The organism is Acidovorax sp. ACV02 (genome assembly GCF_014851475.1).
Taxonomy (GTDB): domain Bacteria; phylum Pseudomonadota; class Gammaproteobacteria; order Burkholderiales; family Burkholderiaceae_C; genus Acidovorax; species Acidovorax delafieldii.
Genome location: NZ_JACUZU010000005.1, coordinates 83,299 through 107,409 on the forward strand (window position 1 = coordinate 83,299; position 24,111 = coordinate 107,409).

Sequence of the window (24,111 nt, forward strand, 5' to 3'; positions counted from 1 at the left end):
GCTCGTTGTATTGGTTATGGGTGAAAGCGGGGCCTGTGCCGCAGGCTGGCTGGTGCAGTGGTCAGGTCAGACTGCCACGGGCGCCTTGATGGCAGGGTGGCACTGGTAGTCCACCACTTCAAAGTCTTCGTACTCGTAGTCGAAGATGCTGTCCGGCTTGCGTTTGATGTTCAGCACAGGGTAGGGGTAGGGCGTGCGCGCCAGCTGGGTCTGCACTTGCTCGTGGTGGTTGCTGTAGATGTGGCAGTCGCCACCCGTCCACACGAAGTCGCCCACCTCCAGATCGCACTGCTGGGCCACCATGTGGGTCAGCAGCGCATAGCTGGCGATGTTGAACGGCACACCCAGAAAGATGTCTGCACTGCGCTGGTACAGCTGGCAGCTCAGCGTGCCGCGACCTCCCGCCTCTTGCGCAGGCGCGACGTAGAACTGAAAGAAAGCGTGGCAGGGCATCAGCGCCATCTTGTGCAGCTCGGCCACGTTCCAGGCGCTCACGATGATGCGGCGCGAGTCGGGGTTGGTCTTGAGCGTTTGGATGACGTCGCTGATCTGGTCGATGTGTCCGCCGTCCGGCGTCGGCCAGCTGCGCCACTGCACGCCGTACACCGGGCCCAGGTCGCCGTCCTCGCGCGCCCATTCGTCCCAGATGGTCACGCCGCGCTCTTTCAGCCAGTTGTTGTTGCTCGATCCGGTCAGGAACCACAACAACTCCTGGATGATGGATTTGAGGTGCACCTTCTTGGTCGTGACCAGCGGAAAACCTTCCTTCAGGTCAAACCGCATCTGGTGGCCGAACACGCTCTTGGTGCCGGTGCCGGTGCGGTCCGACTTGTCCACGCCGTGGGTGAACACATGGCGCATGAAATCTTCGTACTGGGAGCGCACGGGGCGGGCGGGCAAGGCAGGAGCTGCCGGGGCAGCAGAAGGCTGGGTCATGGGATGGATCACTCAGGGTAGGGCGCCGCCATCAAGGGGTGGCCGTTGCCGACGGCGGATTTTATGCGGAGCGGGAGAATGCCAGACTCGCCGTCCATCCACTGCACTTCCCATGACGACTTCCGATACCCCCGTCACCATCCGCCCCCTCCAGGCTGCCGACTGGCCCGCCGTGTGGCCCATCCTGCGCACCACCTTCCAGGCGGGAGACACGTATGCGTTTGCCCCCGACAGCACCGAGGCTGAGATCCACAAAGCCTGGGTAGAGCTGCCTGCTGCGACCTTTGTCGCCCTGGGCGTGGGCGGGGAGATTCTGGGCGCTAAGAACGTGTTTACGATCTTTTCAGGGCCGCGCGAGTCCCTTGCCGGGATGGGACGCAAGGCGCGGGGCGCAGTGGATAGCCCGGCTATCCACAAGCGCCGCAACGCCGCGGACCGCCCGGCAAGGCACTTGCCCGAAGGGTTGGGGCGAAATCGGGCGATTTGGACGCCCCGACTGCTTGCATGGGCACGAGCCCATGCGGCGCATCCGAAGCATCCACTCATCCCGATTGCGCCCCAACGCGGCCCCGAAAAGATCGTAAACACGTTCTTACTTCATCAAGCCGAATCAGCCTGGGCAGGGCGCCCATGTGTGCAACTGTGGCTATGTGGTGGCGCCGACCGCGCAGGGGCAGGGCGTGGCCTCGTTGATGTGTAAGCACTCCCAGCAGCAGGCTGTGGTCATGGGCTTTCGGGCCATGCAGTTCAACCTGGTGGTGGCGAGCAACGTGCGCGCCGTGCGGCTGTGGCAGCACCTGGGCTTTGCGATCGTGGGCACGCTGCCCGGGGCCTTCCGGCACCACACGCTGGGCTATGTCGATGCCCATGTGATGTTCAAGACACTGGTGGCCTGAGCTTGTTGCCAATGAAATAAGGGCTCCCACATGGGAGCCCTTTCTGAGAGTCCGGGGGCACACGTCCACAACAGTGAGAGGCCGCCACCCGGGAAGGTCCGCGTTCTTACATTGCGCTGATTTCGCCCGATGGGATCTTGCCGGTGCGCACGGCTTCGGCCGCTGCGGCGCGCACTGCAGCACGGTCGGCAGTCGACTTGTAGGTCACGACACGCGAACCAGCGGGTTCGATGCTGCGTGTTTGGGCCACGGTTGAGGCTTCAGCAGCCACTTCGGCACGGGTGCGGTTGGTGTCGAACTTGAGGGCGAATTGCGAGCCGTCGGCTTCGTCAGCGTGGGCGCCGAAAGCGGAGAAAGCAGCCACAGCAGCGATGGACAGGAAACGTGTTGTCTTGTTCATGATGATCTCGATTCTTGATGGGGTGGGGGGCGAAGTCCGTTGATTCCGGGACGGCTTACAGAGCGCCGAGTTCGCCGGAAGGGATCTGGCCAGTGCGCACAGCTTCAGCAGCCTGGGCGCGCACGGCAGCACGGTCAGCCGTGGACTTGTAGGTCACCACACGCGAACCAGCGGGCTCGATCGAGCGGGTCTGGGCCACGGTAGCGGCTTCAGCAGCCACTTCAGCGCGAGTGCGGTTGGTTTCAAACTTGGTGGCGAACTGCGAAGCATCGGCTTCGTCAGCCTGAGCACCAAAAGAAGCGAAAGCGGCGACAGCGGCGATAGACAGGAAACGTGCGGTGTTGTTCATGATGGATAAGTCCTTGAAGTTGAAAAAGCGTCTCAAAAAAGCCGGGTCAAAAACCATTCCTGAACCGGGTTCGGTGAGTCGCCTTGCGGGTTCGGCTCATCGATGGGTTGAACTGTACGCCGATGGTGTTTAGAGAAAAACCACTGAGTCGCAAACTGACTGTTCCAGTTTTGGAAACAGTAGGCCCACTCAGGACGCGCCCTTGGGTCAAATGTGTGCAGCGCCCCGCAGCGCCAGGGCCGGCACCCCAGGCCCACAATGCACATACCCAATTGATGCGACTAGGTATAAATCCTGAGATTCTGGCGAAATTTAGTATGTGTAGTGCTTTTCAAAGTATCAACTGAGCATCAGAGCATCGGTATCGTTCAGCCTATCAATGCCGCAATCCGACTGGCGTTGAATGGCAGATCCATACCAACTACGCAGGAGACGTTCCGATGCCCCGTTCCACCCGTCCACACACTCGCTTGGCTCTGGCCGCTGCTGCCCTGGCGGCATCGCTGTGCGGAGCCGCTGCGCATGCGCAGACCGAACTCGTGATTGCCACCGTGAACAACGGCCACATGATCGAGATGCAAAAGCTCAGCAAGAATTTCGAGCAGGCGAACCCCGACATCAAGCTCAAGTGGGTCACGCTCGAAGAAGGTGTGCTGCGCCAGCGCGTGACGACCGACATCGCCACCAAGGGCGGCCAGTTCGACGTGATGACGATTGGCATGTACGAAGCGCCTATCTGGGGCAAGAAGGGCTGGCTGCAGGAGCTGAAGACCGATGCTGCCTACGACGTGGATGACCTGCTGCCCGCCGTGCGCAATGGCCTGACGGTGGACGGCAAGCTGTTTGCCGCGCCGTTCTATGGCGAAAGCTCCATGCTGATGTACCGCAAGGACCTGGCCGACAAGGCCGGCGTGCAGGTGCCTGAGCGTCCCACCTGGCCGCAGATCAAGGACCTGGCCGCCAAGATGCACGACCCCAAGAACGGCGTGTACGGCATCTGCCTGCGCGGCAAGCCAGGCTGGGGCGACAACATGGCGTTTTTGACCACGCTGGTCAACACCTTCGGCGGCCAGTGGTTCGACATGCAGTGGAAGCCGCAGCTCGAATCCAAGCCCTGGAAGGACGCGATCACCTTCTACGTCGACCTGCTCAAGAACTATGGCCCGCCCGGCTCGTCGGCCAACAGCTTCAACGAGATCCTGGCGCTGACCAACTCCGGCAAGTGCGGCATGTGGGTGGATGCCACCATTGCGGCATCGTTCGTGGCGGACCCCAAGCAGTCCAAGGTGGCCGACCAGATGGCCTTTGCCCAGGCGCCCACCATGAACACGCCCAAGGGCGCGAACTGGCTGTGGTCGTGGAATCTGGCCATCCCGGCTGGTTCCAAAAAGGTCGACGCCGCGCAGAAGTTCATCACCTGGTCCACCAGCAAGGACTACATCCAGCTGGTGGCCAAGACCAACGGCTGGGCTAACGTGCCCACCGGCACGCGCAAGAGCACCTACGCCTCGCCGGATTTCCAGAAGGCCGCTCGTTTTGCCGCCGCAGAGAAGACCGCCATCGACTCGGCCAACCCCACGGATTCGACCTTGCCCAAGAGCCCGTATGTGGGCGTGCAGTTCGCGGCCATTCCGGAGTTCCAGGCCATCGGTATCGCCGTGGGCCAGCAGATGAGTTCTGCGCTGGCAGGCAAGACGACGGTGGACGCGGCACTCAAGGCCGGCCAGGTGGCGGCTGACCGCGAAATGAAGAAGGCTGGCTACTACAAATAGGCAAGCACCCATTGGGCTACTGCGCGGCCCGATCTGGAGGCGGTGTTCCTCGCCGTACGGGAGTACGACTGCGGTACAGCACCCCCACCTCGGGCCGCTCACTACGCCCGCTGGGCGCTTGCCTCACTGCGCTGTGTAAGTCTGTATCGGAATTCCCATGAACCGCCGCCTGCTACCCCGTCTGCTGCTCACGCCAGCCATGGCCACGCTCTTCCTGTGGATGATCGTTCCGCTGGTGATGACGATCTACTTCTCGCTCATCCGCTACAACCTCATGCAGCCGGACCAGACGGGCTTTGCCGGGCTGGAGAACTTTGAGTATTTCGTCACCGACCCGTCGTTTGGCACGGCGGTGGTCAATACGCTGCTGCTGCTGGGCAGCGTCATTCTCATCACGGTGGTGTTCGGCATTGCGATTGCGCTGCTCATCAACGAGCCGTTTGCGGGCCGGGGCATCGTGCGGGTGCTGTTGATTTCGCCGTTTTTCGTCATGCCCACGGTGAACGCGCTGATGTGGAAGAACATGATGATGAACCCCATCTACGGCGTGCTCGCCCAAGTGTGGATGTTCTTTGGCGCACAGCCGGTGGATTGGCTCACGGACCACCCGTTGTTCTCGGTGATCGTCATGGTGTCGTGGCAATGGCTGCCGTTTGCCACGCTGATCTTCATGACCGCATTGCAGAGCATGAACCACGAGCAGCTCGAAGCCTCGCGCATGGACGGCGCCAACTACCTGCAGCAGCTGCGCTACCTGTATGTGCCGCACCTGGCGCGCTCGGTGGCGGTGGTGGTGATGATCGAACTCATCTTTTTGCTCAGCATCTTTGCCGAGATCTACACCACCACGGGTGGCGGGCCGGGCGATGCGAGCACCAACGTCACCTTCCTGATCTTCAAGCAGGCGCTGCTCAACTTCGACGCGGGCGTGGCCTCGGCAGGTGCGCTGTTCGCAGTGTTGCTGGCCAATATCGCGGCGGTGTTTCTGATCCGCATGGTCGGCAAGAACCTTGACAAGTAAGACGGGGCAACGCTCATGACAACGACAAAACGACGCCGCTCCAACTTCCCGCTGGGCCTGCTGGCCCTGCGCACCGCCGCTGCCTGGGGCGTGGCCCTGCTGCTGTTTTTCCCGCTGGGTTGGCTGTTCCTCACGGCGTTCAAGACCGAGTTGCAGGCCATCGCCGTGCCGCCGCAGCTGTTCTTTGTCCCCACGCTCGAAAACTTCCACGAGGTGCAGGAGCGCAGCGACTACTTGCTGTACGCCAAGAATTCGGTCATCACCAGCGTGGTCTCTACCCTGGTGGGGCTCATGCTGGCTGCGCCTGCGGCCTACGCCATGGCCTTCTTCAAGGGCAAGTACACCAAGGACATCCTCATGTGGATGCTGTCGACCAAGATGATGCCCGCCGTGGGCGCGCTGGTGCCCATCTACGTGCTGGCGCAAAAGAGCCACCTGCTCGACACGCAGCTCGCGCTGATCATCGTGTTCGCGCTGTCCAACCTGCCCATCATGGTCTGGATGCTGTACTCGCACTTCAAGGACATCCCGCGCGAGATCCTGGAAGCCGCGCGCATGGACGGCGCCACGCTGTGGCAAGAGGTGCGCCTGGTGCTGCTGCCGCTGGGCATGGGGGGCCTGGCATCCACCGGCCTCTTGTGCCTGGTGCTGTCGTGGAACGAAGCCTTCTGGAGCCTGAACCTCAGCGCCGCCAAGGCCGGCACGCTGGCCACGCTGATCGCGTCCTACTCCAGTCCCGAAGGCCTGTTCTGGGCCAAGCTGTCCGCCGCGTCGCTGATGGCCATTGCGCCCATCGTGGTCTTTGGCTGGTTCAGCCAGAAGCAACTGGTGCAGGGCCTGACGTTTGGTGCGGTCAAGTAAGCCGCAGTTTTCCTCCCAGTTTTCAAGATTTCAGGAACCCGATTCCATGGCCTACCTTCAACTGCGCGGCATCGAGAAATTCTTCGGCGAGCACCGCGCCATCAAGGGCATCGACCTCACCATCCAGCAAGGCGAGTTCATCGTCTTCGTCGGCCCCTCGGGCTGTGGCAAGTCCACGCTGCTGCGGCTGATCGCGGGGCTCGAAAATATCGACGGCGGCACCCTGATGCTGGACGGCCGGGACATCACCGACCAGCCGTCGAGCAAGCGCGACCTGGCCATGGTGTTCCAGAGCTATGCGCTGTACCCGCACATGAGCGTTTACGAGAACATGAGCTTCGCGCTCAAGCTCGCCAAGGTGGACAAGCAGGTGATCGACGAGAAGGTGCAGAACGCCGCGCGCATTCTCAACCTCACGCAGTACCTGCAGCGCACGCCCAAGGAGCTGTCGGGCGGGCAGCGCCAGCGCGTGGCCATCGGCCGCGCCATCGTGCGCGCGCCCAAGGTGTTCCTGTTTGACGAGCCACTGTCCAACCTTGACGCGGCACTGCGCGGCCAGACCCGTGTGGAGATCGCCAAGCTGCACCGCGACCTGGGCGCCACCACCATCTACGTGACGCACGATCAGGTGGAGGCCATGACATTGGCCGACCGCGTGGTGGTGCTGCGCGACGGCGTCATCGAGCAGGTGGGCACGCCGCTGGAGCTGTACGACAAGCCTGCCAACCAGTTCGTGGCCCAGTTCATCGGCACGCCGCAGATGAATGTGGTGCCCCTGCCGCAGCTGCCATCGCCTATACAACAGCAGGCACCCGCCGGGGCGGAGGGCGGTGCCATCGGCCTGCGCCCCGAGAACATCACGGTACGCAACACCGGCGCGACGCCCGTGGGCGGCCAGGTGGACCTGATCGAAGCGCTGGGCGCCGAGACGCTGATCTATGTCAGCACGCCCGGTGGCGCGCAGTTCGTCTCGCGCCAGAACGACCGCACAGGCCTGCGCGCAGGCGATGCGGTCAGCCTGGACATCGATGCATCGCACGCGCACTGGTTCGACACCGCCGGCCGCGTCGTGGCGGGTCACGCAGCATGAGTGCCGCGCAGACCCTGCAAGGGCAGGTGGCGGCGGTCACCGGCGCTGCCTCGGGCATCGGGTTCGCCAGCGCCCAGGCCATGGCCGATGCCGGCGCGCGCGTGGTGCTGATCGACCGCGACGAAGCCGCGCTGGCCAAGGCCTGTGCCGCCATCGGCCCCAGCGCCTTGCCGCTGGTGTTGGACCTGCTCGATGCCAAGCAGTGCGCCAGCCTGCTGCAGCGCACGCTGGCGTTGGCTGGTCAGCTCGACATCTTCCACGCCAACGCCGGGCTGTATGTGGGCGGCGACCTGGTGGATGCCGACCCCGACGCCATCGACCGCATGCTGAACCTGAACGTCAACGTGGTGATGAAGAACGTGCACAACGTGCTGCCCCACATGATCGAGCGCGGCACGGGCGACATCATCGTCACCAGCTCGCTGGCCGCGCATTTCCCCACGCCGTGGGAGCCCGTCTACGCATCGTCCAAGTGGGCCGTCAACTGCTTCGTGCAGACCGTGCGCCGCCAGGTGTTCAAGCACGGCATTCGTGTGGGCTCCATCTCGCCCGGGCCCGTCATCACCTCGCTGCTGGCCGACTGGCCCGCGGAAAAGCTGGCCGAGGCCAAGGCCAGTGGCAGCCTCATCGAGGCGTCTGAAGTGGCCGACGTGGTGCTTTTCATGCTCACCCGCCCGCGCGGTATGACCATCCGCGATGTCGTGATGATGCCCACGAACTTTGATCTCTAGAAACCCGCAGTCACGCACCATGAATTTCATCCTGCACCTGGGCCTGGGCTCGTTCCACCGCGCCCACCAGGCCGTTTACGTTCACGCATTGCGCCAGCAGGGCGACACGGGTTGGGCCATCGCAGGCGGCAACCTGCGCCCCGACATGGCCGACACCATCGCGGCGCTGCAAGCGCAGGATGGGCGCTACACGCTCGAAACCGTCACCCCCCAAGGCGAGCGCAACTACACCGTCATCGAGTCGATCCAGCGTGTGATCCCCTACCAGGACGACCTGGCCCCGCTGATTGCCATGGGTGCCGACCCCGCCACCCGCATCATCAGCTTCACGGTGACCGAAGCGGGCTACTACCTGGATGCCCAGAACCAGCTCGACTGGCCCACTTTTGCCGACCTGCGCGCCGACCTGGCGGCCGTGAAGGCGGGCCAGGCAGGTCACACCATCTATGGCGGCCTGGTCAGCATCCTGCGCGCGCGCAGGGCAGCCGGTGCAGGCGCTGTGACGCTGATGAACTGCGACAACCTGCGCCACAACGGCGACCGCTCGCGCGGCGGGCTGCTGCAGTTCATCGAGGCGCTGGGCGATGCGCCACTCAAAGAGTGGGTAGAGCAGAACACCACCAGCCCCAACGCCATGGTGGACCGCATCACGCCGCGCCCCACGCCCGATGTGGCCGAGCGCGTGAGGGCTGCAACGGGTTGGGGCGACAAGGCCGCACTCATGGGTGAAAGCTTTATCCAGTGGGTCATCGAAGACGACTTCATCGCAGGCCGCCCCTCGTGGGAAACGGTCGGCGTCGAGATGGTGCGGTCGGTGCAGGCGCACGAAGAGGCCAAGATCCGCCTGCTCAACGCCACCCACAGCTGCATTGCCTGGGCGGGCACGTTGGCGGGTTACCAGTACATCCACGAAGGCACACACGACGCGGCCATTCGCCAGATGGCCTACGACTACGTCACCGACGACGCGATCCCGGTGCTCCACACCCCAGAGCAGCCATGCCCCATCAACCTGGAGCAGTACCGCGACGTGGTGCTGGACCGCTTCGGCAACCCTGCCATCGCCGACACCAACCAGCGCGTGGCCATGGATGCGTTCTCCAAGATCCCCGGCATGATTGCGCCCACCATCCGCGACCGACTGGCGCGCAACGCGTCGTTCGATAGCGTGGCCATGCTGCCCGCGCTGTTCCTGGCCTACCTGCAGCGCTGGCACGCGGGGCAGATCCCCTACAGCTACCAGGACCAGGCCATGGATCCCGCCGTGGCCCATGCCATCTGCGATGCCGCTGACCCCGTGGCAGCCTTTGCAGCCGACACGACCTTGTGGGGCGAGATGGCCGGCCACCCCCGACTCGTAGACGCGTTGAGCAAAGCCTATGCCCGCGTGTTGGCTTTTGTGGCAGAGCGGACAGGCGCCTGATGCTGGTGTAATTTGAGCCCACTATCGCCATGACCGTGAAGATGCCCATCGCCCCGCGCCAGACCAAGCCCGAGCTGGAGCACGACTATGTGCGCTCGCCCGCGTTGGGCTACGAGTCGCCCGAGACGGCGGGCTTCATCCGTTGTTTGTCGCACGGGTTTCCCACGCCGCTGGCGCGCTGGCATTACCACGACGAGTACGAGCTGCACCTGATCACGGCCACCTCTGGCAAGGTCTTTGTGGGGGACTGGATCGGTCAGTTCCAGCCCGGCCACCTGGTGCTGACCGGGCCGCGCCTGCCGCACAACTGGATCAGTATGGACCTGCCCGAAGGCGGCGTGCCGCTGCGCGACCTGGTGATCCAGTTCTCGCACGCGCCGCTGGTGGCCAGCAGCGAGACCATCCCCGAGCTGCGCGAGGTGCTGCCTCTGCTGGAGCGCGCGCGCCACGGTGTGGAGTTCTTTGGCATGGAAGCGCAGGCGCAAGAGCACTGGCACCGCATCAAGGCGCGCCAGGGGCTCGCCCGGTTCGGCGCTTTCTGTGAGTTCATGAGCGACCTGGCGCGCTGCACCGACTTTCGCCTGCTGTCGAGCACGCAGCTGCAAAGCGAGGACAACGACACCCAGCTCGACCAGATCAACGCCATCGTGAGCCGCATCACCGACCACCTGGCCGACCCGCTGTCGGCGGCCGACCTGGCGCAAGAGCTGGGCATGACGGAGAGCCGCTTTTCGCGCTTCTTCCGCCGCGCCACGGGCAATACCTTCACCGACTTCGTGAACCTGGTGCGCGTGAACCGCGCGTGTCAGCTGCTGATGGAGACCGAGCGCTACATCACCCACATTGCATATGACGTGGGCTTCAACAACATGGCCAACTTCAACCGCCGCTTTCTGGACATCAAGGGCATGACGCCCAGCGAGTACCGCAAGCAGGGCGCGGGCAGGTTTGGAAAGACTTCCTGATCCCCGGCCGGATCTGCACCCTGAGAGGCGGGGGGAGGCCCTTGTTGCGTGACCCCTGCACGCAGCCCGCCAAAGGCAAAGGCCGGGCCATGGCTTTCACTGTGAATCACTGACATCTGTCCATCACCCATGTACCTCGGAATCGATTTAGGCACCTCGGGTGTCAAGCTCCTGCTGCTGGACGATGCGCACACTGTGGTCGCTACGGCAGATGCCGCCGTGCCTCAGCTGCGCCCCCAGCCCACCTGGAGCGAACAGCACCCCGCCGACTGGTGGGCCGCTGTGGAGACTGCCGTGGCGCAGTTGCGCGCGCAGGCTCCCGCAGCGTGGGCGCAGGTGCGGGGCATCGGCCTCTCGGGCCACATGCATGGCGCGGTGGTGCTGGACGCGCAGGGCCAGGTGCTGCGCCCGGCCATCTTGTGGAACGACGGCCGCGCCAGCGCCGAATGTGCGCAGCTGGAATCGGCGGTGCCCACTTCGCGCCAGATCACCGGCAATCTCGCCATGCCCGGCTTCACCGCGCCCAAGCTGCTGTGGCTGCGCACGCACGAGCCCGCCGTGTTCGACCAGATCCGCACCGTGCTGCTGCCCAAGGACTGGCTGCGCCTGCAACTCACTGGCGATATGGTGAGCGACATGTCCGACGCATCGGGCACGCTGTGGCTGGACGTGCAGGCGCGCGCCTGGAGCCCGGCCATGTTGCAAGCCTGTGGGCTCGATGTTTCGCACATGCCGACGCTGGCCGAGGGCAGTGCGCCCACAGGCACACTGCGCAGCGATGTGGCACGCCGCTGGGGGCTCGGTGACAGCATCGTCGTGGCTGCTGGCGCGGGCGACAACGCCGCCAGTGCCGTGGGCGTGGGCGCCCGCACTGCGGGGCAGGGCTTTGTGTCGCTGGGCACCTCGGGTGTGGTCTTTCGCGTGACGGACGCTTTTGCGCCTGCCACCGAGCGCGCCGTGCATGCCTTTGCCCATGCGCTGCCGCAGCGCTGGCACCACATGTCCGTCATGCTCAGCGCAGCGAGTGCGTTTGGCTGGGTCACCCGGCTCATGGGGCGTGGCGACGAGGCGCAACTGTCTGACGCCGTCAGCGTCCTCAACACCACCCGCCAGGCGCAGGCGCCGCTGTTTTTGCCGTACCTGAGTGGCGAGCGCACGCCGCACAACAACGCGGCTGCCACCGGCGTGTTCATGGGCCTGCGGGCCGAGCACGAAGCGGCGGACCTGGCCTATGCCGTGATGGAAGGCGTGGGCTTTGGCCTGCTCGATGGCCTCAATGCCATGCGTGCTGCCGGGGCCGGGCAGGGTGGTGCTGCCCGCCGGGATGACGCAGCCCTGGCCTTGGTCGGTGGCGGTGCCCGCAGCAACCCCTGGGCGCAGCTCTTGGCCAGCGCGTTGGGCACCACGCTGCAGCGCCCGCAGGGCGCACACGCCGCAGCCGCCCTGGGGGCCGCGCGCCTGGCGGCCATGGCCTGCGGTGGTGACGAAGCCCATTGGTGCCAGCCCCTGCCCGCTGACGCCACCTTCATGCCACAGCCCGCACAACAAACCCAGCTGGCCGAACGCTATGCCCGCTTTGTCGCGCTGTACCCCGCGCTGCAATCGCAGTTCTGACGCACTGTCTGCTTCCTCCCAAACGTCCATGACTTCCGCATCCACGATTTCCCACGGCACAGCGCCCATCCACGCCGCCATTGCCGGCGAGGCCCTCATCGACCTGATCCGCCGCCCCGATGGCAGCTACCTGCCGTGCCTGGGCGGCGCGCTCTACAACCTGTGCCGTGCGCTGGCCCGCCAAGGCGTGGGCACCCAGTACCTCAACCCCCTGTCGCGCGACCGTTTTGGGCGTGAACTGGCTGCGCAACTGGTGGCTGACGGCGTGGTGCTGGCACAGCCCGAGCCCGTACAGCAAGTCACCTCACTGGCCGTGGTCAATCTCGACGCACATGGCCACCCCGACTACGCCTTCTACCGCGAAGGCGTGGCCGACCGCGCCGTGTCCGCCGCAGGTCTGGGCGATAGCTGCGCCGCCTTGCCCGCGCTGCAGTTGGTGTGCACCGGCGCGCTGGCGCTCGACGCGCGTGACACGGCCATCTACCTGCCGTGGCTGGCCGCCCAGCGCGCCGCAGGCCGCTGTGTGGTGGTCGATGCCAATCTGCGCCCCTCCGTCATGCCCGACCTGGCGGCCTACCGCACCACGGTGCAAGCCGCGCTGGCCCATGCCCACATCATCAAGGCCAGCGACGAAGACCTGGAGCATCTGGCCGTGCCTGGTGTGGATGCCCTGGCCCGCGCACAGCACCTGCTGGCCGCCAACCCACAGGCCCATCTGCTGGCGCTCACGCTGGGCGCGGAAGGCGCCTGGCTGCTGCACCGCAACGGCGTCCAGCGTTTTGCCAAAGAGGCCCAGCCGCTGCCAGTGGTGGACACCGTGGGCGCGGGCGACAGCTTTCTGGCCGGGCTGCTGGCGCATTTGCTGCGGCAATTGCAGGCTGCCGGTGGTGCGAGCTTTGTGCGGTTTGTCGAAGCGCTGGCGGCCGATGCGTGCCAGCAGGCGCTGCGCCATGCGCTGGCCAGCGCCAGTTTGTGCGTGATGGAGCAAGGCTGCGTGCCGCCGGGCTGGGAGGCTGCCCGCGCATGGAGCCAGCAGCATCCCGCAGCCCAAGACCCGCGCTGACACGGGGTTGCGCCCGCACCCTTGGAGGCGGGCCGTCTATGATCAAACGTCGCCGATTCGCTGGGGATGCCAATGACTGATCTTGTGGTTGCGGTGCTGTGGTCAGCCGTCGATGTGCTGCTGATATTGACTGGCGCATTGGTGGTGCGTGTGCTCAGCCTGGGTCGCTGGGGCACAGAGCATGTGCGCCACAAGGAAGCCCGCATGTTTGCTCCCGCCGGAGCGTTGTCGTTTCGGCGCGAGGGTCAACGCGTGGTGACTGCGAGCGGCCTGTACATCGCCGGATCTTTGTTCTACGTATTGCTGGCGGTGTTGCTGGTGGGCTTGTCGCGGGCCGCATCGGCATGAGGCCCGACAACGCAGCCTCCGAAGCTCTCCGCATCATCCCTGTGGGCCCCGATGCCGCAGAAGCCGCCTGCACGGTCATCCGTCAATCCATCACCCACTGCTGTGCGCTGGACCACGGCCATGACCCCACCATCCTGATGGCCTGGCTGGCCAACAAGACGCCCGAGAACCTGGCTGCGTGGATCTCCGCGCCGGGCGCTGCAGCATGGGGAGCGTACCGAGGCGACACGATGGTGGGCTTTGCGCTGCTGGCGCGGGCCACGCTGGCGCTTTGCTATGTGGTGCCAAAGGCCTTGCACCAAGGGGTGGGGCGGGGCCTGCTGCAGCACGTGGAGGCCCATGCACGCGAGGTGGGGCTCGCAGCTTTGGGGTTGGAGAGCACACGCACTGCGGAGGCCTTTTATCGCCGCCATGGCTATGTGCCGCATGGAGCAGTGCAAACCTGGGCGGGGCTACAGGCACAGCCAATGCGCAAGGTGTTGTGACGTCACCTTTTCGGCGGCGGCGTCACCCCTCAGGTCACGGACGGGAGAGCGAATGTTCTAGTAAAAATGGCCTCTGGCGCGCAATTTATATGCGCTGAAAGCTCTCATTTTTATAGCGATGGGTGCTCCCAGCCCTGCCGCAGCTCACACGTCGGTACGCACCCGGTGGCTCTGGTTGTCGCTCATTTCCAGAATCCACCACTGCGCCCCCGTGTTCTTGTCGATGAAGCGCATGTGCGAAGCGATGTTGGCCAGCGTGGGGCTGTCGAGGTGGAGCAGGCGCTGCACATAGTCCACCAAGTCCTCGGCCGCGTGGGTGAATTCAAAACCGTCGTGGTCGAACTCGAAAACCTGGCCGGCGCACTCTCCATCGGTCGCGATCAGGATGTAGTTGCCCGAATGGGGTGTCTCGCCAATCACTTGGCAGTGTTCGATCCAGTCGGGCAGGATCTCTTCGCGTTCTTCGTCGCTCAGGTGTTCCGTCCAGCCCTCAAACGCCTCTTGCAGCGTGGGCCATTCAGCGGGCGGGGCGATGTAGCGGGCGGCGTCGCCCGAGTCGGCATCGTGGTACAGCAGCACGCCGCCGAACGTGGCGTAGAAAGCGGCGAGCTGGCCCACACCGGGCAGGGGGGCATCCAGCGCAGCGGGGGGCTGGATGTGGTGCTGAAAATTCACCGTTTTGGTCTCTTGCGGCTTGTTGATGCGCTCACAGGAGAACGTGCCTTTGTGTTCGGCGATGGCGCGGTGCAGATCAGGCAGTGTCATGGGCAGACCTTGGGTGGCTGTCAAAGTTCTTGTGCGTACACGATGAAACCATGGTGCTTGGCCAGCTTGTCGTACAGCTGGCGCCCGGCGGCATTGGTCTCGTGGGTTTGCCAGTACACGCGGGACGATTGGGCGGCGCGCGCTGCGCCGTACACCGCTTCGATCAGCGCCCGTCCCACGCCCCGGCCGCGCGCGGCTTCGCGGGTGAACAGGTCGCTGAGGTAGCACACGGGCTCGATGCGCGTCATGCTGCGGTGAAACACATAGTGCGTGAGGCCCAGCAGCTCGCCGCTGGCATCGTCCTGCGCTACCAGGCAGAACATGGGCTCTGCCGCGTCATGAAACCGCTGCCAGGTGGCTTGCGTGATGTGCTCCGGCAGCGCGGTGGCGCCAAAGCGGCCATAGAACGCGTTGTAGCCATCCCAGAGCGGGCGCCAGGCGGCGTAGTCTTCGGGTTGAACCGGGCGCACAGTCACGGCAGCGGTCATGGGTCAGCTTTCTGTGGGTTTACTGCAGCACGCGCTTCGGGTTCATGATGCCCTGTGGGTCCAGCGCCTGTTTGATGGCGCGCATCATGCCAAGCGCCACGGGCGATTGGTACTTGGCGAGCTTGTCGGCCTTGAGTTCGCCGATGCCATGCTCGGCCGAGAACGAGCCGCCAAACTCGGCCACGGCCTCGTACACCAGGTGGTTCACATGCGCCTCGTGCTCGCGCAGGAAGGCCTTGGGGTCGCCTTCTGCCGGTGCCTGCACGTTGTAGTGCAGGTTGCCGTCGCCCAGGTGGCCGAAGTTGACCAGGCGCACGCCGGGGATCTCGCGCTGCAGCACCGCGTCGGTGTGGGCCACAAAGGCAGGGATGCGCGAGATCTGCACCGAGATGTCGTGCTTGATGTTCAGGCCCTCTTCGGCCTGGGCGAGCGGAATGCTCTCGCGGATGTGCCACAGCTGGTGCGCCTGCGTGAGGTTCTCGGCCACCACGGCGTCGGTCACGCAGCCCATTTCAAACGCGGTCTCCAGCAGCGATTCAAACCGTGCACGCGCGTGTTCTTCGGATTCACTGTCGGAGTTTTCGAGCAGCACGCACCAGGGCGCGTTGTCGTCGCCGAGGAAGGGTACGCGCAGCTGCGGCATGTGTTTGCCGACCAGGCTCAGCGCAAACTGGCCCATCACCTCAAAGCCCGTGAGGCCCGCGCCCAGCTGCTTGTGCGCCAAGCCCAGCAGCGCCACGGCGTGCTCCATGGATGGCACGGCGGCCCAGGCGGTGAGGCGTGCGGCGGGCTCGGGGTAGAGCTTCATCGTCGCGGCGGTGATGATGCCCAGCGTGCCTTCGCTGCCGATGAACAGGTCGCGCAGGTCGTAGCCGGTGTTGTCCTTGCGCAGGCCCTTGAGGCCGTCCCACACCTCGCCCTGCGGCGTGACCACTTCGAGGCCCAGGCACAGGTCGCGCGCATTGCCGTAGCGCACCACCTGCGTGCCGCCTGCGTTGGTGCCCAGGTTGCCGCCAATGGTGCAGCTGCCCTCGGCAGCGAGGCTCAGAGGGAAGAGCACGCCGGCCTTCTCGGCCACGTCCTGCAGGTTCTGCAGGATGCAGCCCGCTTCTACCGTCATGGTCAGGTTGTCGGTGTCCACACTGCGCACCGCGTTCATGCGCGTGAGGCTCAGCACGATCTGTGTGCCGCTGTCATCGGGCGTCGAGCCCACGGCCAGACCGGTGTTGCCGCCTTGCGGAACGATCGCGGTGCCCGCTGCCGCACAGGCCTTGACCACAGCGGCCACCTCTTGCGTATTGGCAGGGCGCACCACGGCCAGGGCCTTGCCGCGCACGCGGCGGCGCCAGTCCTGTTCCCAAGCGGTGAGATCGCCTTCGTTGAGCACATGGGCGGGGCCGACGATGGTGCGCAGGGTGTCGAGCAAGGTGGTCATGGGTGAAGCGACGGGTTCAGTGGGTTGATCGGGTAGCGGAGTGCTGCGACATGGGCATCAGGGGGCGGGTGGCGCTGCGCTGGCTTCCGCCGCAGCGGCGGCTGCCTTGGCGTTGCGCTGGCGCACGCGCACATGCAGCGTGCAGGCGGTGAACAGCACGAGGCACAAGGCCACTTCGCCCCAGGCCAGCCATTGCGATGGGGGCTTGTCGCCCCAGCCGCGCACCACGCCTTCGGTGAAGTACAGCCAGATCACCAGGCTGACCCAGCGGTAGGTGTACATGCGGTTTTTCAGGATGCCTGCCAGCGGGATGCACAGCGGCAGGGCCTTGATCGCCAGCCAGGTGCCGCCTGGGCGCAAGGGGGCCAGCACCAGTTCCCAGGCCAGGCACAGAACAATCAGGGCGAGCAGGCTGCCGGTGGCTACCCAGCGTGTGGCGGCAACGCCGTTGTCGGACGGTGTGAGAGGGATGGCGGGGGAGGCAGTCATTGGGGTGGCATCATATCGGCCATGCCTTTTTCCATACAGACAGTAGCGTCACGCACCGAGGCGTTGATCAATGAGCTGTCGCACTTCCCATGGAAGACCACGGCCCAGACGCTGCGCGAGCGCTTTCGTGAGGACCACCTGGGCCTCACGGCCAGCAGCCTCACCTTCACCACCATCCTGGCGCTGGTGCCGTTTTTCACCGTGGCGCTGGCGGTGTTCACCGCATTTCCCATCTTCGGCAAGCTGCAGGACGCGCTCCAGGGCTGGCTGGTCAGCAGCCTGGTGCCCGACAGCATCTCGCGGCAGGTGTTGGGCTACCTCACGCAGTTTGCGGCCAAGGCCAGCAGCCTGGGGGTGGCGGGGTTCAGCATCCTGCTGGCCACGGCGCTGGCACTGATCCTGACCATCGACCGTACGCTCAACGACATCTGGCGCGTGCAGCGCCTGCGGCCGCTGGGACAGCGTGTGCTGATCTACTGGGCGGCTATCACGCTCGGCCCGTTGCTGATGGGCGCGAGCTTGGCCCTCACTTCGTATGTGATGTCGGCCTCGGGCGGGCTGGTCAAGCGCCTGCCGGATGGCGTGCAGTTGCTGTTCGATTCGATCCAGTTTGTGGTGCTGGCGGGCGGCATGGCGTCGCTGTACCACTATGTGCCCAACACGCCGGTGAAATGGCGGCACGCCTGGACGGGCGGCTTTTTTGTCGCGGTGTGCATCGAGCTGGCCAAGAAGGTGCTGGCGGTGTACCTGGGCAAGGTGCCCACCTATTCCGTGGTGTACGGCGCGTTTGCCACGCTGCCCATCTTGCTGGTCTGGATCTATGTGGCCTGGGTCATCGTGCTGCTTGGGGCGGTGGTGACCGCGTACCTGCCCAGCCTGCTGGCGGGGGTGGCACGGCGCGGCACGGTAGCGGGCTGGACGTTTCAGCTGGCGGTGGAGGTGCTGCAGGCGCTGCACCGTGCGCGCCAGCAGCCCATCAAGGGCCTGCGCCCCAGCCAGCTGGCCCAGTTGCTGCGGGTCGATGGATTGCAGTTGGAGCCCGTGCTGGAAGCCCTGACCGCGCTGGACTGGGTTGGACAGGTGGCCGATGCTGCGGTGAGTGCGGCCGACGTGCCCGAGTCCCGCTATGTGCTGCTGGCCGACCCGGAAAGCACCTTGCTTGCGCCCCTGGTGCAGCGCTTGCTGCTGCAGCGCGTGGACAGCCTGGGGCCGCTGTGGGTCAACGCCAGGCTCGAAAGCTTGCACATGGCGGATGTGCTGCAGGCGCGTTGACCGGGGTGAATGACTGCCTTCAAATAGCGGCTCATTGCTATACAAATAATAGCTAAAAAGGCATGTTGCACTAGCGCTTCCAGCCTCTGGGGCTCCAAGTCATCTCACAGGGGTACTTTACCCGTCCAGATGTCCTTGTACATGACCCAGTCGCCCATGAAGCTGTACAGCGGGCGCTTGAAGCTGGCGGGCTTGTTCTTTTCAAAGCCGAAGTGCCCCACCCAGGCAAAGCCGTAGCCGCAGAGCAGGCCGTACAGCAGGTACTGGGGCTTGCCCGTGGCCAACAGCATGGTCAGGCAGACCAGGGTGAGCGTGGAGCCCACAAAGTGCAGGCGGCGGCATGTGCGGTTGCTGTGCTCGCTCAGGTAGAACGGGTAGAAGTCCGCAAAGCTTTTGAAGGCACGAGGGTCGGTGGCGGGCGCAGGTTGCGAGGCGGCAGTCTGGGTGGTCATGGCGTTGTCTCCGGGCGGCGTTGAGGCTCTGCCCGCGTTATACGCCGTGGCCTCGGTGCGCACCAGCGGGGCAGTGCGGGGGTGCTGTCGCCAACGGGTCTGCCACCCTGAACCGGCTATTGAAACCCCGGCGGGCTGCCTGCGCGCCGGGGTTTGGGGGCTCACCGGGCCAGGAAGTCGCGGATGGCGGCCAGTGTTTCTTCCGGCGCCTCGGTCATCTGGTTGTGGCCCACGGGCAGGTGGGTGATCTGCACCTGCTTGCCCACCGCCTGGGCAGCCTTGACGAGACCCTGTGCCGCCTTGGGCGCCGTCATCTGGTCCTGGCTGCCCAGCGCAAACAGCACGGGGCAGGTCAGTTGCGCCATGGCCGCTTCGCCACCGGCATAGCTGTCACAGGCCACAAACCCTCGGTGGAACACGTTGACTGCCGTGTTGCTGCGCAGCACCTTGCGCCCCAGCGCCATGCCTGCACCAAACACCCAGGTGCCCGGGCCCAGGGCCGACGGGGGCGCAGACAGGGTGCTGCGGGAAAACACATTGACCATGCGCATCGCCTTCTCCGGGGCGGTCTGCGAGGCCTCGATGAGTGCGGGCGACACCTTCATCGGGAAGGCGGTGCCCACCAGCACCAGGTGGCTGATGCGGTCCTTTAGGCGCGCAGCGGCTTCCATGGCGATGAGGGAACCCCAGCTGTGGCCTACCAGCGCCGCGCGCTGCACGCCCGCGGCATCCAGCAGCGCGCCGATGAAGTCCGCGCCTTGCTCCACCGTGGCGGGGGCATCGCCGCCACTGCGGCAGTGGCCGGGCAGGTCGATGGCCAGAACGTTCCAGCCGTGGTTGGCCATGTAGCGGCTTTGCAGGGCCCACACGCTGTGGTCGTTGAGCACGCCATGGATGAACACCACGGTCGGTTTGGCGGCATCAAATGCCTTGCCGCCGGTGTAGCAGTAGATGGCGGCGCCGTTGACTTGGATGTGCATGGTCAGGCCCCCGCCTTTTCTGCTGCCTTTTCGGCGGCTTTCAGCGCGCGCTTGAGGTCGTCGATGAGGTCGTCGGCGTCTTCGAGGCCGATGGACAGGCGGATCGTGCCCTGGCTGATGCCTGCGCCCGCCAGTGCTTCGTCGCTCATGCGGAAATGCGTGGTGCTGGCCGGGTGGATCACCAGGCTGCGGCAGTCGCCCACGTTGGCCAAGTGGCTGAAGACCTTGAGGGTTTCGATGAACTTTTTGCCCTGCTCGCGGTTGCCCTTGAGGTCAAAGCTGAACACGGAGCCCGCACCGCGTGGCAGCAGCTTTTGCGCAAAGGCGTGGCTGGGGTGAGACTCCAGCAACGGGTGACCCACGCGCGACACAAACGGCTGCGCGGCCAAAAAATCGACCACCTTCTCCGTGTTGCGCATGTGCTGTGCCATGCGCAGCGGCAGGGTCTCGATGCCTTGCAGGATGAGCCAGGCGGTGTGCGGGCTCATGCAGGCGCCAAAGTCGCGCAGGCCCTCGCGCCGCGCGCGCAGCAGAAAGGCGCCCACGGTGCTCTCTTCGGTGAACACCATGTTGTGAAAGCCATCGTAGGGCTGCGTCAGCTCGGCGAATTTGCCGGCCGACTTTGGACCGTCCCAGTCAAAGCTGCCTCCGTCCACCACGATGCCCCCCACCACCGTGCCATGGCCCGAGAGGAACTTGGTGGCCGAGTGGTAGACCAGATCCGCTCCATGTTCAAAAGGCTTGATGAGCCAGGGCGAGGTGAGGGTGGAGTCCACCAGCAGCGGCACGCCTGCCTCGTGCGCGATGGAGGATACGGTGGGTATGTCCAGCACATCCAGGCCAGGGTTGCCCACAGTCTCGCCAAAAAACAGCTTGGTGTTGGGGCGCACAGCGGCGCGCCAGCCGTCGATGTCGCCGGGTTTGACGAAGGTGGTCTCGATTCCGAAACGCGACAGCGTGTAGTGCAGCAGGTTCTGCGAACCGCCATACAGCGCCGTGCTGGCGACGATGTGGCTGCCTGCGCCCATCAGCGTGGCAATCGCCAGGTGCAGTGCAGCCTGGCCGCTGGCGGTGGCGATCGCGCCCACGCCGCCTTCCAGGGCGGCCACGCGCTGCTCCAGTACCGCATTGGTGGGGTTGCTGATGCGGCTGTACACATGGCCGCCGCGCTCCAGATTGAAGAGGGACGCGGCGTGGTCGCTCGACTCGAAGACGAACGAGGTGGTCAGGTGGATGGGCACGGCGCGCGCGCCGGTGGCGGGGTCGGGGCTGGCGCCTGCGTGCAGCGCGAGCGTGTCAAAGCCGGGGTCGGAGTAACCGGGCATCTGTGTGTCTCCCATGTTGTCAATGCAGGCGGGCATTGTGGGCTATATTTGCTGACAAACAGCCTGCAGCACCTGGGCAACCCCAGCGGATGTGCTGGTGTGTGCGGGCCCACACATACTCTTTCCGATTCTTCCCGATCCCCCGGAGACTCCGCACCATGAAAGTCAGCGACATCCTTCGCGTCAAAGGCAACACCCTCTACACCGCATCGCCGGACGAGCCGCTGGCGGGTGCCGTGAGCCTGATGGCAGAGCGCGACATTGGCTCGCTGGTGGTGATGGAGCATGGCGACCTGGTGGGCATGCTCACCTTCCGCGAAGTGATCCAGGCGCTGGTCAAGAACGGCGGCAGCGTGGGCACGATGCTGGTGCGCACGGCCATGGACGATGCGCCCCTGACCTGCACGCTTGAAACCGACATGGACGAAGTGCGCCGCATGATGCTGGACCGCCACGCACGCTACATGCCCGTGATGGACCGCCGCATGCTGATGGGCGTGATCAGCTTCTATGACGTGGCCAAGGCCGTGGTGGACAGCCAGAACTTTGAGAACAAGATGCTCAAGGCCTACATCCGCGACTGGCCGGAAGAAGAACCCCGTACCTGAGGTTGTGGGCAGGGCGTGAGGCCCACGCCCCGGCGTGACGGCACAGATGTGCCTCTAGCCAGGTCAGCGATAGGGGCGAGGCGCCTGGGCGCAGAGCCAGGCCTCGATCTCATCGGGTGGTAGCGGCTTGCCGAACAGGTAGCCCTGCATGACCGGGCAGCCGTGGGTCTGCAGCCACTGCTGCTGGCCGGTGGTCTCCACCCCCTCGGCCACCACCACCATGCCCAGGCTGTGCGCAATGCTCAGCACCGACACCGTGAGGGCGCGCGCTGTGGCGCTGGTGGTGAGGTCCTGCACAAAAGCCATGTCGAGCTTGAGCTCGCTGATGGGCAGGCGGTGCAGGTAGCTCAGGCTGGAATAGCCGGTGCCGAAGTCATCCAGCGACAGCTTGAAGCCCTGGTGGTGCAGGGCCTCGATGTTCTGCAGCGTGACGGGTCGCGCATCCATCATCACACTCTCCGTGATCTCCAGCAGCACATCGCTGGCGCGCAGGCCATGGCGCTGCAGCGCATCACTGATCTCCTGCGCAAACTCCGGCCGGTGGAAGCTGCGGCCCGACAGGTTGATGGCCACGCAGGGCACGTCGTGGCCTGCAGCGCGCCAGGCCGCCAGCTGGCGGCAGGCTTCGTCCAGCAGCCACAGGGTCAGCTCATGGATCAGCCCGGCGTCCTCGGCCACGGGGATGAACTGCGACGGCGGCACCATGCCCCACTGCGGGTGGTTCCAGCGCGCCAGAGCCTCCACACCGTGCAAGGTGCCGGGGGAACTGCTGAGAACCTGCGGCTGGTAGTGCAGCGTGAGGCTGCGGTCGGACAGTGCCTGCTGCAGCGCGCGCTCCAGCGAGGCGCGCTCCTGGGCACGGCGGTTCATCTCGGCGCTGAACAGCTGCAGGCTGTGGCGATGGTCGCTTTTGGCCTGGTGCATGGCCTGGTCGGCATGGCGCAGCAGGGTGTCGATGGTGTCTCCATCGTTCGGAAACATCGCAATGCCGATGCTCGCGTGGGGCACATGGGTCTGCCCGAAGATGTCCAGCGGCTGGGCAATGTCGTGCAGCAGGCGCTGGGCGCTTTGCACGGCCTGTTCGGTGGTGCATTCGGAAAGCAGCAGCACAAATTCATCGCCCGACAGGCGCGCGATCAGGTCACGCGCACGCAGGCCTTGGGTCAGGCGCTGGGCCACCTCGCTCAGCAGCGCATCGCCTGCGGCGTGCCCCTGGGTGTCGTTGACCTGCTTGAACCGGTCCAGATCGAGGAACAGCAGCGCGCCGGTATGGCGCCCCCGCTGCAGGTCGGCCAGCGCCCGCTCTCCGCTGCTGCGAAACAGGGCCCGGTTTGGCAGCCCGGTCAGCACATCAAAAAACGCGAGCTGGTGGATACGCTCGTGCGTGCTGTTGCGTTCGATGGCCAGCGCACACAGGTGCAGGCATACATCGACAAGGCGCTGATGCAGCGCGTCGGGTGCGCGCGGTTCGCGGAAGTAAAACGCAAAGGTGCCAATCGGCTGGCCCCGGTGGTCGCGAATGGGGCTGGACCAGCAGGCGCGCATGCCGCTCGGGGCAAACAATTCCTGGTAGTCAGCCCAGAGGGGGTCTGTGGCCATGTCGGTGACCACCACGGGCGCGTTGCGGAAGGCGGCGGTGCCACACGACCCTACCTGGGGGCCAATCGCCAGTCCGTCCAGCGCGCGGCTGATGGTGGCTGGCAGGCTGGGCGCTGCCAGCGGGTGCAACCGGCCTTGTGCATCTACCGCCAGGATGGAGGCGGTGACCTCGGGCGCGATGCGTTCGACCTCGCGGCAGACCAGGGCCATCAGCTCGGGAAGGGGCAACTCGTTGACCATGCCCTCCAGCACGTGCGTCTGCAGGACCTCGTGCATCTTGGTGAGCGTGATGTCGGTCAGGATCGAAATGCTGCCCCCCGGTCCGCCGGAGCTTTCGTCGGACGCATTGATCACCAGGGACACCCAGCGGGGTTGCCCCGCCTTGCTGTAAAGCAGGGTGTCCGTACGAAAACTGCCTTTGGTCAGCACATTGCCCCGGATGCTTTCGAGCAGGTCCGGATCGGAGTGGGGGCCGAGCAAGACCTCGCTCAGGTGCCTGCCCAGCACCTCGGCGGGCTGGTAGCCAAACAACCGCGTGAATCCTTCATTGATATACACCACACGCTTGGAGCTGTTGGTCATCACGACAGCGTTGTCGCTGGCATCAAGGGCCCGGCGCAGCGGTGTATCCGCCAGGGCCGCGGGCGCGGAGGTACAGGTCGGCGATGCTGGACCCGGAAGAGGCGGCATTAAAGCGGGCATGAATGTCCCAAAAATCGATGCTGGATGCTAGCAAGCACCCAT

General features: G+C 65.2%; 25 protein-coding genes and 1 pseudogene. 15 read left to right on the forward strand and 11 right to left on the reverse strand.

Annotated elements, in window-relative coordinates:
- Positions 1-66: 66 nt before the first annotated feature.
- Entirely contained in the window at positions 67-936 is an 870-nt protein-coding gene (locus tag IB236_RS13280; protein WP_192421144.1) for a thymidylate synthase, read from the reverse strand.
- A 112-nt stretch (positions 937-1,048) separates the two neighbouring features.
- Here IB236_RS13280 and IB236_RS24340 point away from each other — a divergent pair, with 112 nt between their 5' ends.
- Positions 1,049-1,636, forward strand: a complete 588-nt coding sequence (locus IB236_RS24340; RefSeq protein ID WP_225581145.1) for a hypothetical protein — start codon at positions 1,049-1,051, stop codon at positions 1,634-1,636.
- Positions 1,527-1,832 (forward strand): annotated as a pseudogene (locus IB236_RS13290) (N-acetyltransferase family protein); the annotation flags it as partial. The gene IB236_RS24340 and the pseudogene IB236_RS13290, both read left to right, overlap by 110 nt.
- A 106-nt stretch (positions 1,833-1,938) precedes the next feature.
- Here the strand turns inward: IB236_RS13290 and IB236_RS13295 are convergent.
- Positions 1,939-2,232: a DUF4148 domain-containing protein gene (locus IB236_RS13295; protein ID WP_192421145.1), complete on the reverse strand. Its 294-nt coding sequence runs from the start codon at positions 2,230-2,232 to the stop codon at positions 1,939-1,941.
- A gap of 55 nt (positions 2,233-2,287) precedes the next feature.
- Positions 2,288-2,581: a DUF4148 domain-containing protein gene (locus tag IB236_RS13300; protein WP_099729858.1), complete on the reverse strand. Its 294-nt coding sequence runs from the start codon at positions 2,579-2,581 to the stop codon at positions 2,288-2,290.
- 440 nt (positions 2,582-3,021) lie between these two features.
- Between IB236_RS13300 and IB236_RS13305 the strand changes: the two genes are divergently transcribed.
- The 11 genes from IB236_RS13305 (at position 3,022) to IB236_RS13355 (ending at position 13,954) form a co-directional block, all read left to right on the forward strand.
- Positions 3,022-4,353, forward strand: a complete 1,332-nt coding sequence (locus IB236_RS13305; RefSeq protein WP_192421146.1) for a sugar ABC transporter substrate-binding protein — start codon at positions 3,022-3,024, stop codon at positions 4,351-4,353.
- Between the two features lie 157 nt (positions 4,354-4,510).
- The gene (locus tag IB236_RS13310) at positions 4,511-5,374 is read left to right on the forward strand and encodes a carbohydrate ABC transporter permease (protein WP_056743676.1); all 864 of its coding nucleotides are present in this window, start codon (positions 4,511-4,513) and stop codon (positions 5,372-5,374) included.
- 15 nt (positions 5,375-5,389) lie between these two features.
- The gene (locus tag IB236_RS13315) at positions 5,390-6,235 is read left to right on the forward strand and encodes a carbohydrate ABC transporter permease (RefSeq protein WP_056067136.1); all 846 of its coding nucleotides are present in this window, start codon (positions 5,390-5,392) and stop codon (positions 6,233-6,235) included.
- A 46-nt stretch (positions 6,236-6,281) separates the two neighbouring features.
- On the forward strand, positions 6,282-7,325 hold the full coding sequence (locus IB236_RS13320; protein ID WP_192421147.1) for an ABC transporter ATP-binding protein: 1,044 nt from the start codon (positions 6,282-6,284) through the stop codon (positions 7,323-7,325).
- Positions 7,322-8,056 carry an SDR family oxidoreductase gene (locus tag IB236_RS13325; protein WP_192421148.1) on the forward strand — a complete coding sequence of 245 codons (735 nt, stop codon included), beginning with the start codon at positions 7,322-7,324 and terminating at the stop codon, positions 8,054-8,056. Before IB236_RS13320 ends, IB236_RS13325 begins: the two co-directional genes overlap by 4 nt.
- 19 nt (positions 8,057-8,075) lie before the next feature.
- Positions 8,076-9,479, forward strand: a complete 1,404-nt coding sequence (gene dalD / locus IB236_RS13330; protein WP_192421149.1) for a D-arabinitol 4-dehydrogenase — start codon at positions 8,076-8,078, stop codon at positions 9,477-9,479.
- A gap of 29 nt (positions 9,480-9,508) precedes the next feature.
- Positions 9,509-10,444, forward strand: a complete 936-nt coding sequence (locus tag IB236_RS13335) for an AraC family transcriptional regulator (RefSeq protein WP_056743668.1) — start codon at positions 9,509-9,511, stop codon at positions 10,442-10,444.
- A 129-nt stretch (positions 10,445-10,573) separates the two neighbouring features.
- On the forward strand, positions 10,574-12,058 hold the full coding sequence (gene xylB / locus IB236_RS13340) for a xylulokinase (RefSeq protein WP_192421150.1): 1,485 nt from the start codon (positions 10,574-10,576) through the stop codon (positions 12,056-12,058).
- A 28-nt stretch (positions 12,059-12,086) separates the two neighbouring features.
- On the forward strand, positions 12,087-13,121 hold the full coding sequence (locus tag IB236_RS13345) for a PfkB family carbohydrate kinase (RefSeq protein WP_192421151.1): 1,035 nt from the start codon (positions 12,087-12,089) through the stop codon (positions 13,119-13,121).
- Positions 13,122-13,193: 72 nt separating this feature from the next.
- Positions 13,194-13,469, forward strand: coding sequence for a hypothetical protein (locus IB236_RS13350; protein ID WP_192421152.1), 276 nt, complete (start codon positions 13,194-13,196; stop codon positions 13,467-13,469).
- A complete protein-coding gene (locus tag IB236_RS13355; RefSeq protein ID WP_192421153.1) occupies positions 13,466-13,954 on the forward strand; it encodes a GNAT family N-acetyltransferase in 489 nt (162 codons plus the stop codon). Before IB236_RS13350 ends, IB236_RS13355 begins: the two co-directional genes overlap by 4 nt.
- A gap of 144 nt (positions 13,955-14,098) precedes the next feature.
- On the opposite strand, the gene IB236_RS13360 is transcribed toward IB236_RS13355, so the two are convergent.
- The 4 genes from IB236_RS13360 to IB236_RS13375 are packed head-to-tail and all read right to left on the reverse strand — an operon-like array spanning position 14,099 to position 17,131.
- Positions 14,099-14,719: an SMI1/KNR4 family protein gene (locus IB236_RS13360; RefSeq protein ID WP_192421154.1), complete on the reverse strand. Its 621-nt coding sequence runs from the start codon at positions 14,717-14,719 to the stop codon at positions 14,099-14,101.
- Positions 14,720-14,739: 20 nt separating this feature from the next.
- Positions 14,740-15,207: a GNAT family N-acetyltransferase gene (locus IB236_RS13365; RefSeq protein WP_121943278.1), complete on the reverse strand. Its 468-nt coding sequence runs from the start codon at positions 15,205-15,207 to the stop codon at positions 14,740-14,742.
- Positions 15,208-15,226: 19 nt separating this feature from the next.
- Positions 15,227-16,642 carry an FAD-binding oxidoreductase gene (locus tag IB236_RS13370; RefSeq protein ID WP_192421155.1) on the reverse strand — a complete coding sequence of 472 codons (1,416 nt, stop codon included), beginning with the start codon at positions 16,640-16,642 and terminating at the stop codon, positions 15,227-15,229.
- 57 nt (positions 16,643-16,699) lie between these two features.
- The gene (locus IB236_RS13375) at positions 16,700-17,131 is read right to left on the reverse strand and encodes a DUF2069 domain-containing protein (RefSeq protein ID WP_192421156.1); all 432 of its coding nucleotides are present in this window, start codon (positions 17,129-17,131) and stop codon (positions 16,700-16,702) included.
- Positions 17,132-17,152: 21 nt separating this feature from the next.
- On the opposite strand from IB236_RS13375, the gene IB236_RS13380 reads away from it, so the two are divergent.
- Positions 17,153-18,403: a YihY family inner membrane protein gene (locus IB236_RS13380; RefSeq protein WP_056067158.1), complete on the forward strand. Its 1,251-nt coding sequence runs from the start codon at positions 17,153-17,155 to the stop codon at positions 18,401-18,403.
- Between the two features lie 104 nt (positions 18,404-18,507).
- Here the strand turns inward: IB236_RS13380 and IB236_RS13385 are convergent, their stop codons facing one another.
- From IB236_RS13385 to IB236_RS13395, 3 genes are all read right to left on the reverse strand, one after another.
- Positions 18,508-18,855, reverse strand: coding sequence for a DUF962 domain-containing protein (locus IB236_RS13385; RefSeq protein WP_192421157.1), 348 nt, complete (start codon positions 18,853-18,855; stop codon positions 18,508-18,510).
- Between the two features lie 161 nt (positions 18,856-19,016).
- The gene (locus tag IB236_RS13390) at positions 19,017-19,835 is read right to left on the reverse strand and encodes an alpha/beta fold hydrolase (protein WP_192421158.1); all 819 of its coding nucleotides are present in this window, start codon (positions 19,833-19,835) and stop codon (positions 19,017-19,019) included.
- A 2-nt stretch (positions 19,836-19,837) separates the two neighbouring features.
- Positions 19,838-21,160, reverse strand: a complete 1,323-nt coding sequence (locus tag IB236_RS13395) for an O-acetylhomoserine aminocarboxypropyltransferase (RefSeq protein ID WP_192421159.1) — start codon at positions 21,158-21,160, stop codon at positions 19,838-19,840.
- 158 nt (positions 21,161-21,318) lie between these two features.
- Between IB236_RS13395 and IB236_RS13400 the strand changes: the two genes are divergently transcribed.
- Positions 21,319-21,768 carry a CBS domain-containing protein gene (locus IB236_RS13400; protein ID WP_015013536.1) on the forward strand — a complete coding sequence of 150 codons (450 nt, stop codon included), beginning with the start codon at positions 21,319-21,321 and terminating at the stop codon, positions 21,766-21,768.
- A 63-nt stretch (positions 21,769-21,831) separates the two neighbouring features.
- Here IB236_RS13400 and IB236_RS13405 read toward each other — a convergent pair whose 3' ends face one another.
- The gene (locus IB236_RS13405; RefSeq protein WP_370539916.1) at positions 21,832-24,069 is read right to left on the reverse strand and encodes an EAL domain-containing protein; all 2,238 of its coding nucleotides are present in this window, start codon (positions 24,067-24,069) and stop codon (positions 21,832-21,834) included.
- Between the last annotated feature and the right edge of the window lie 42 nt (positions 24,070-24,111).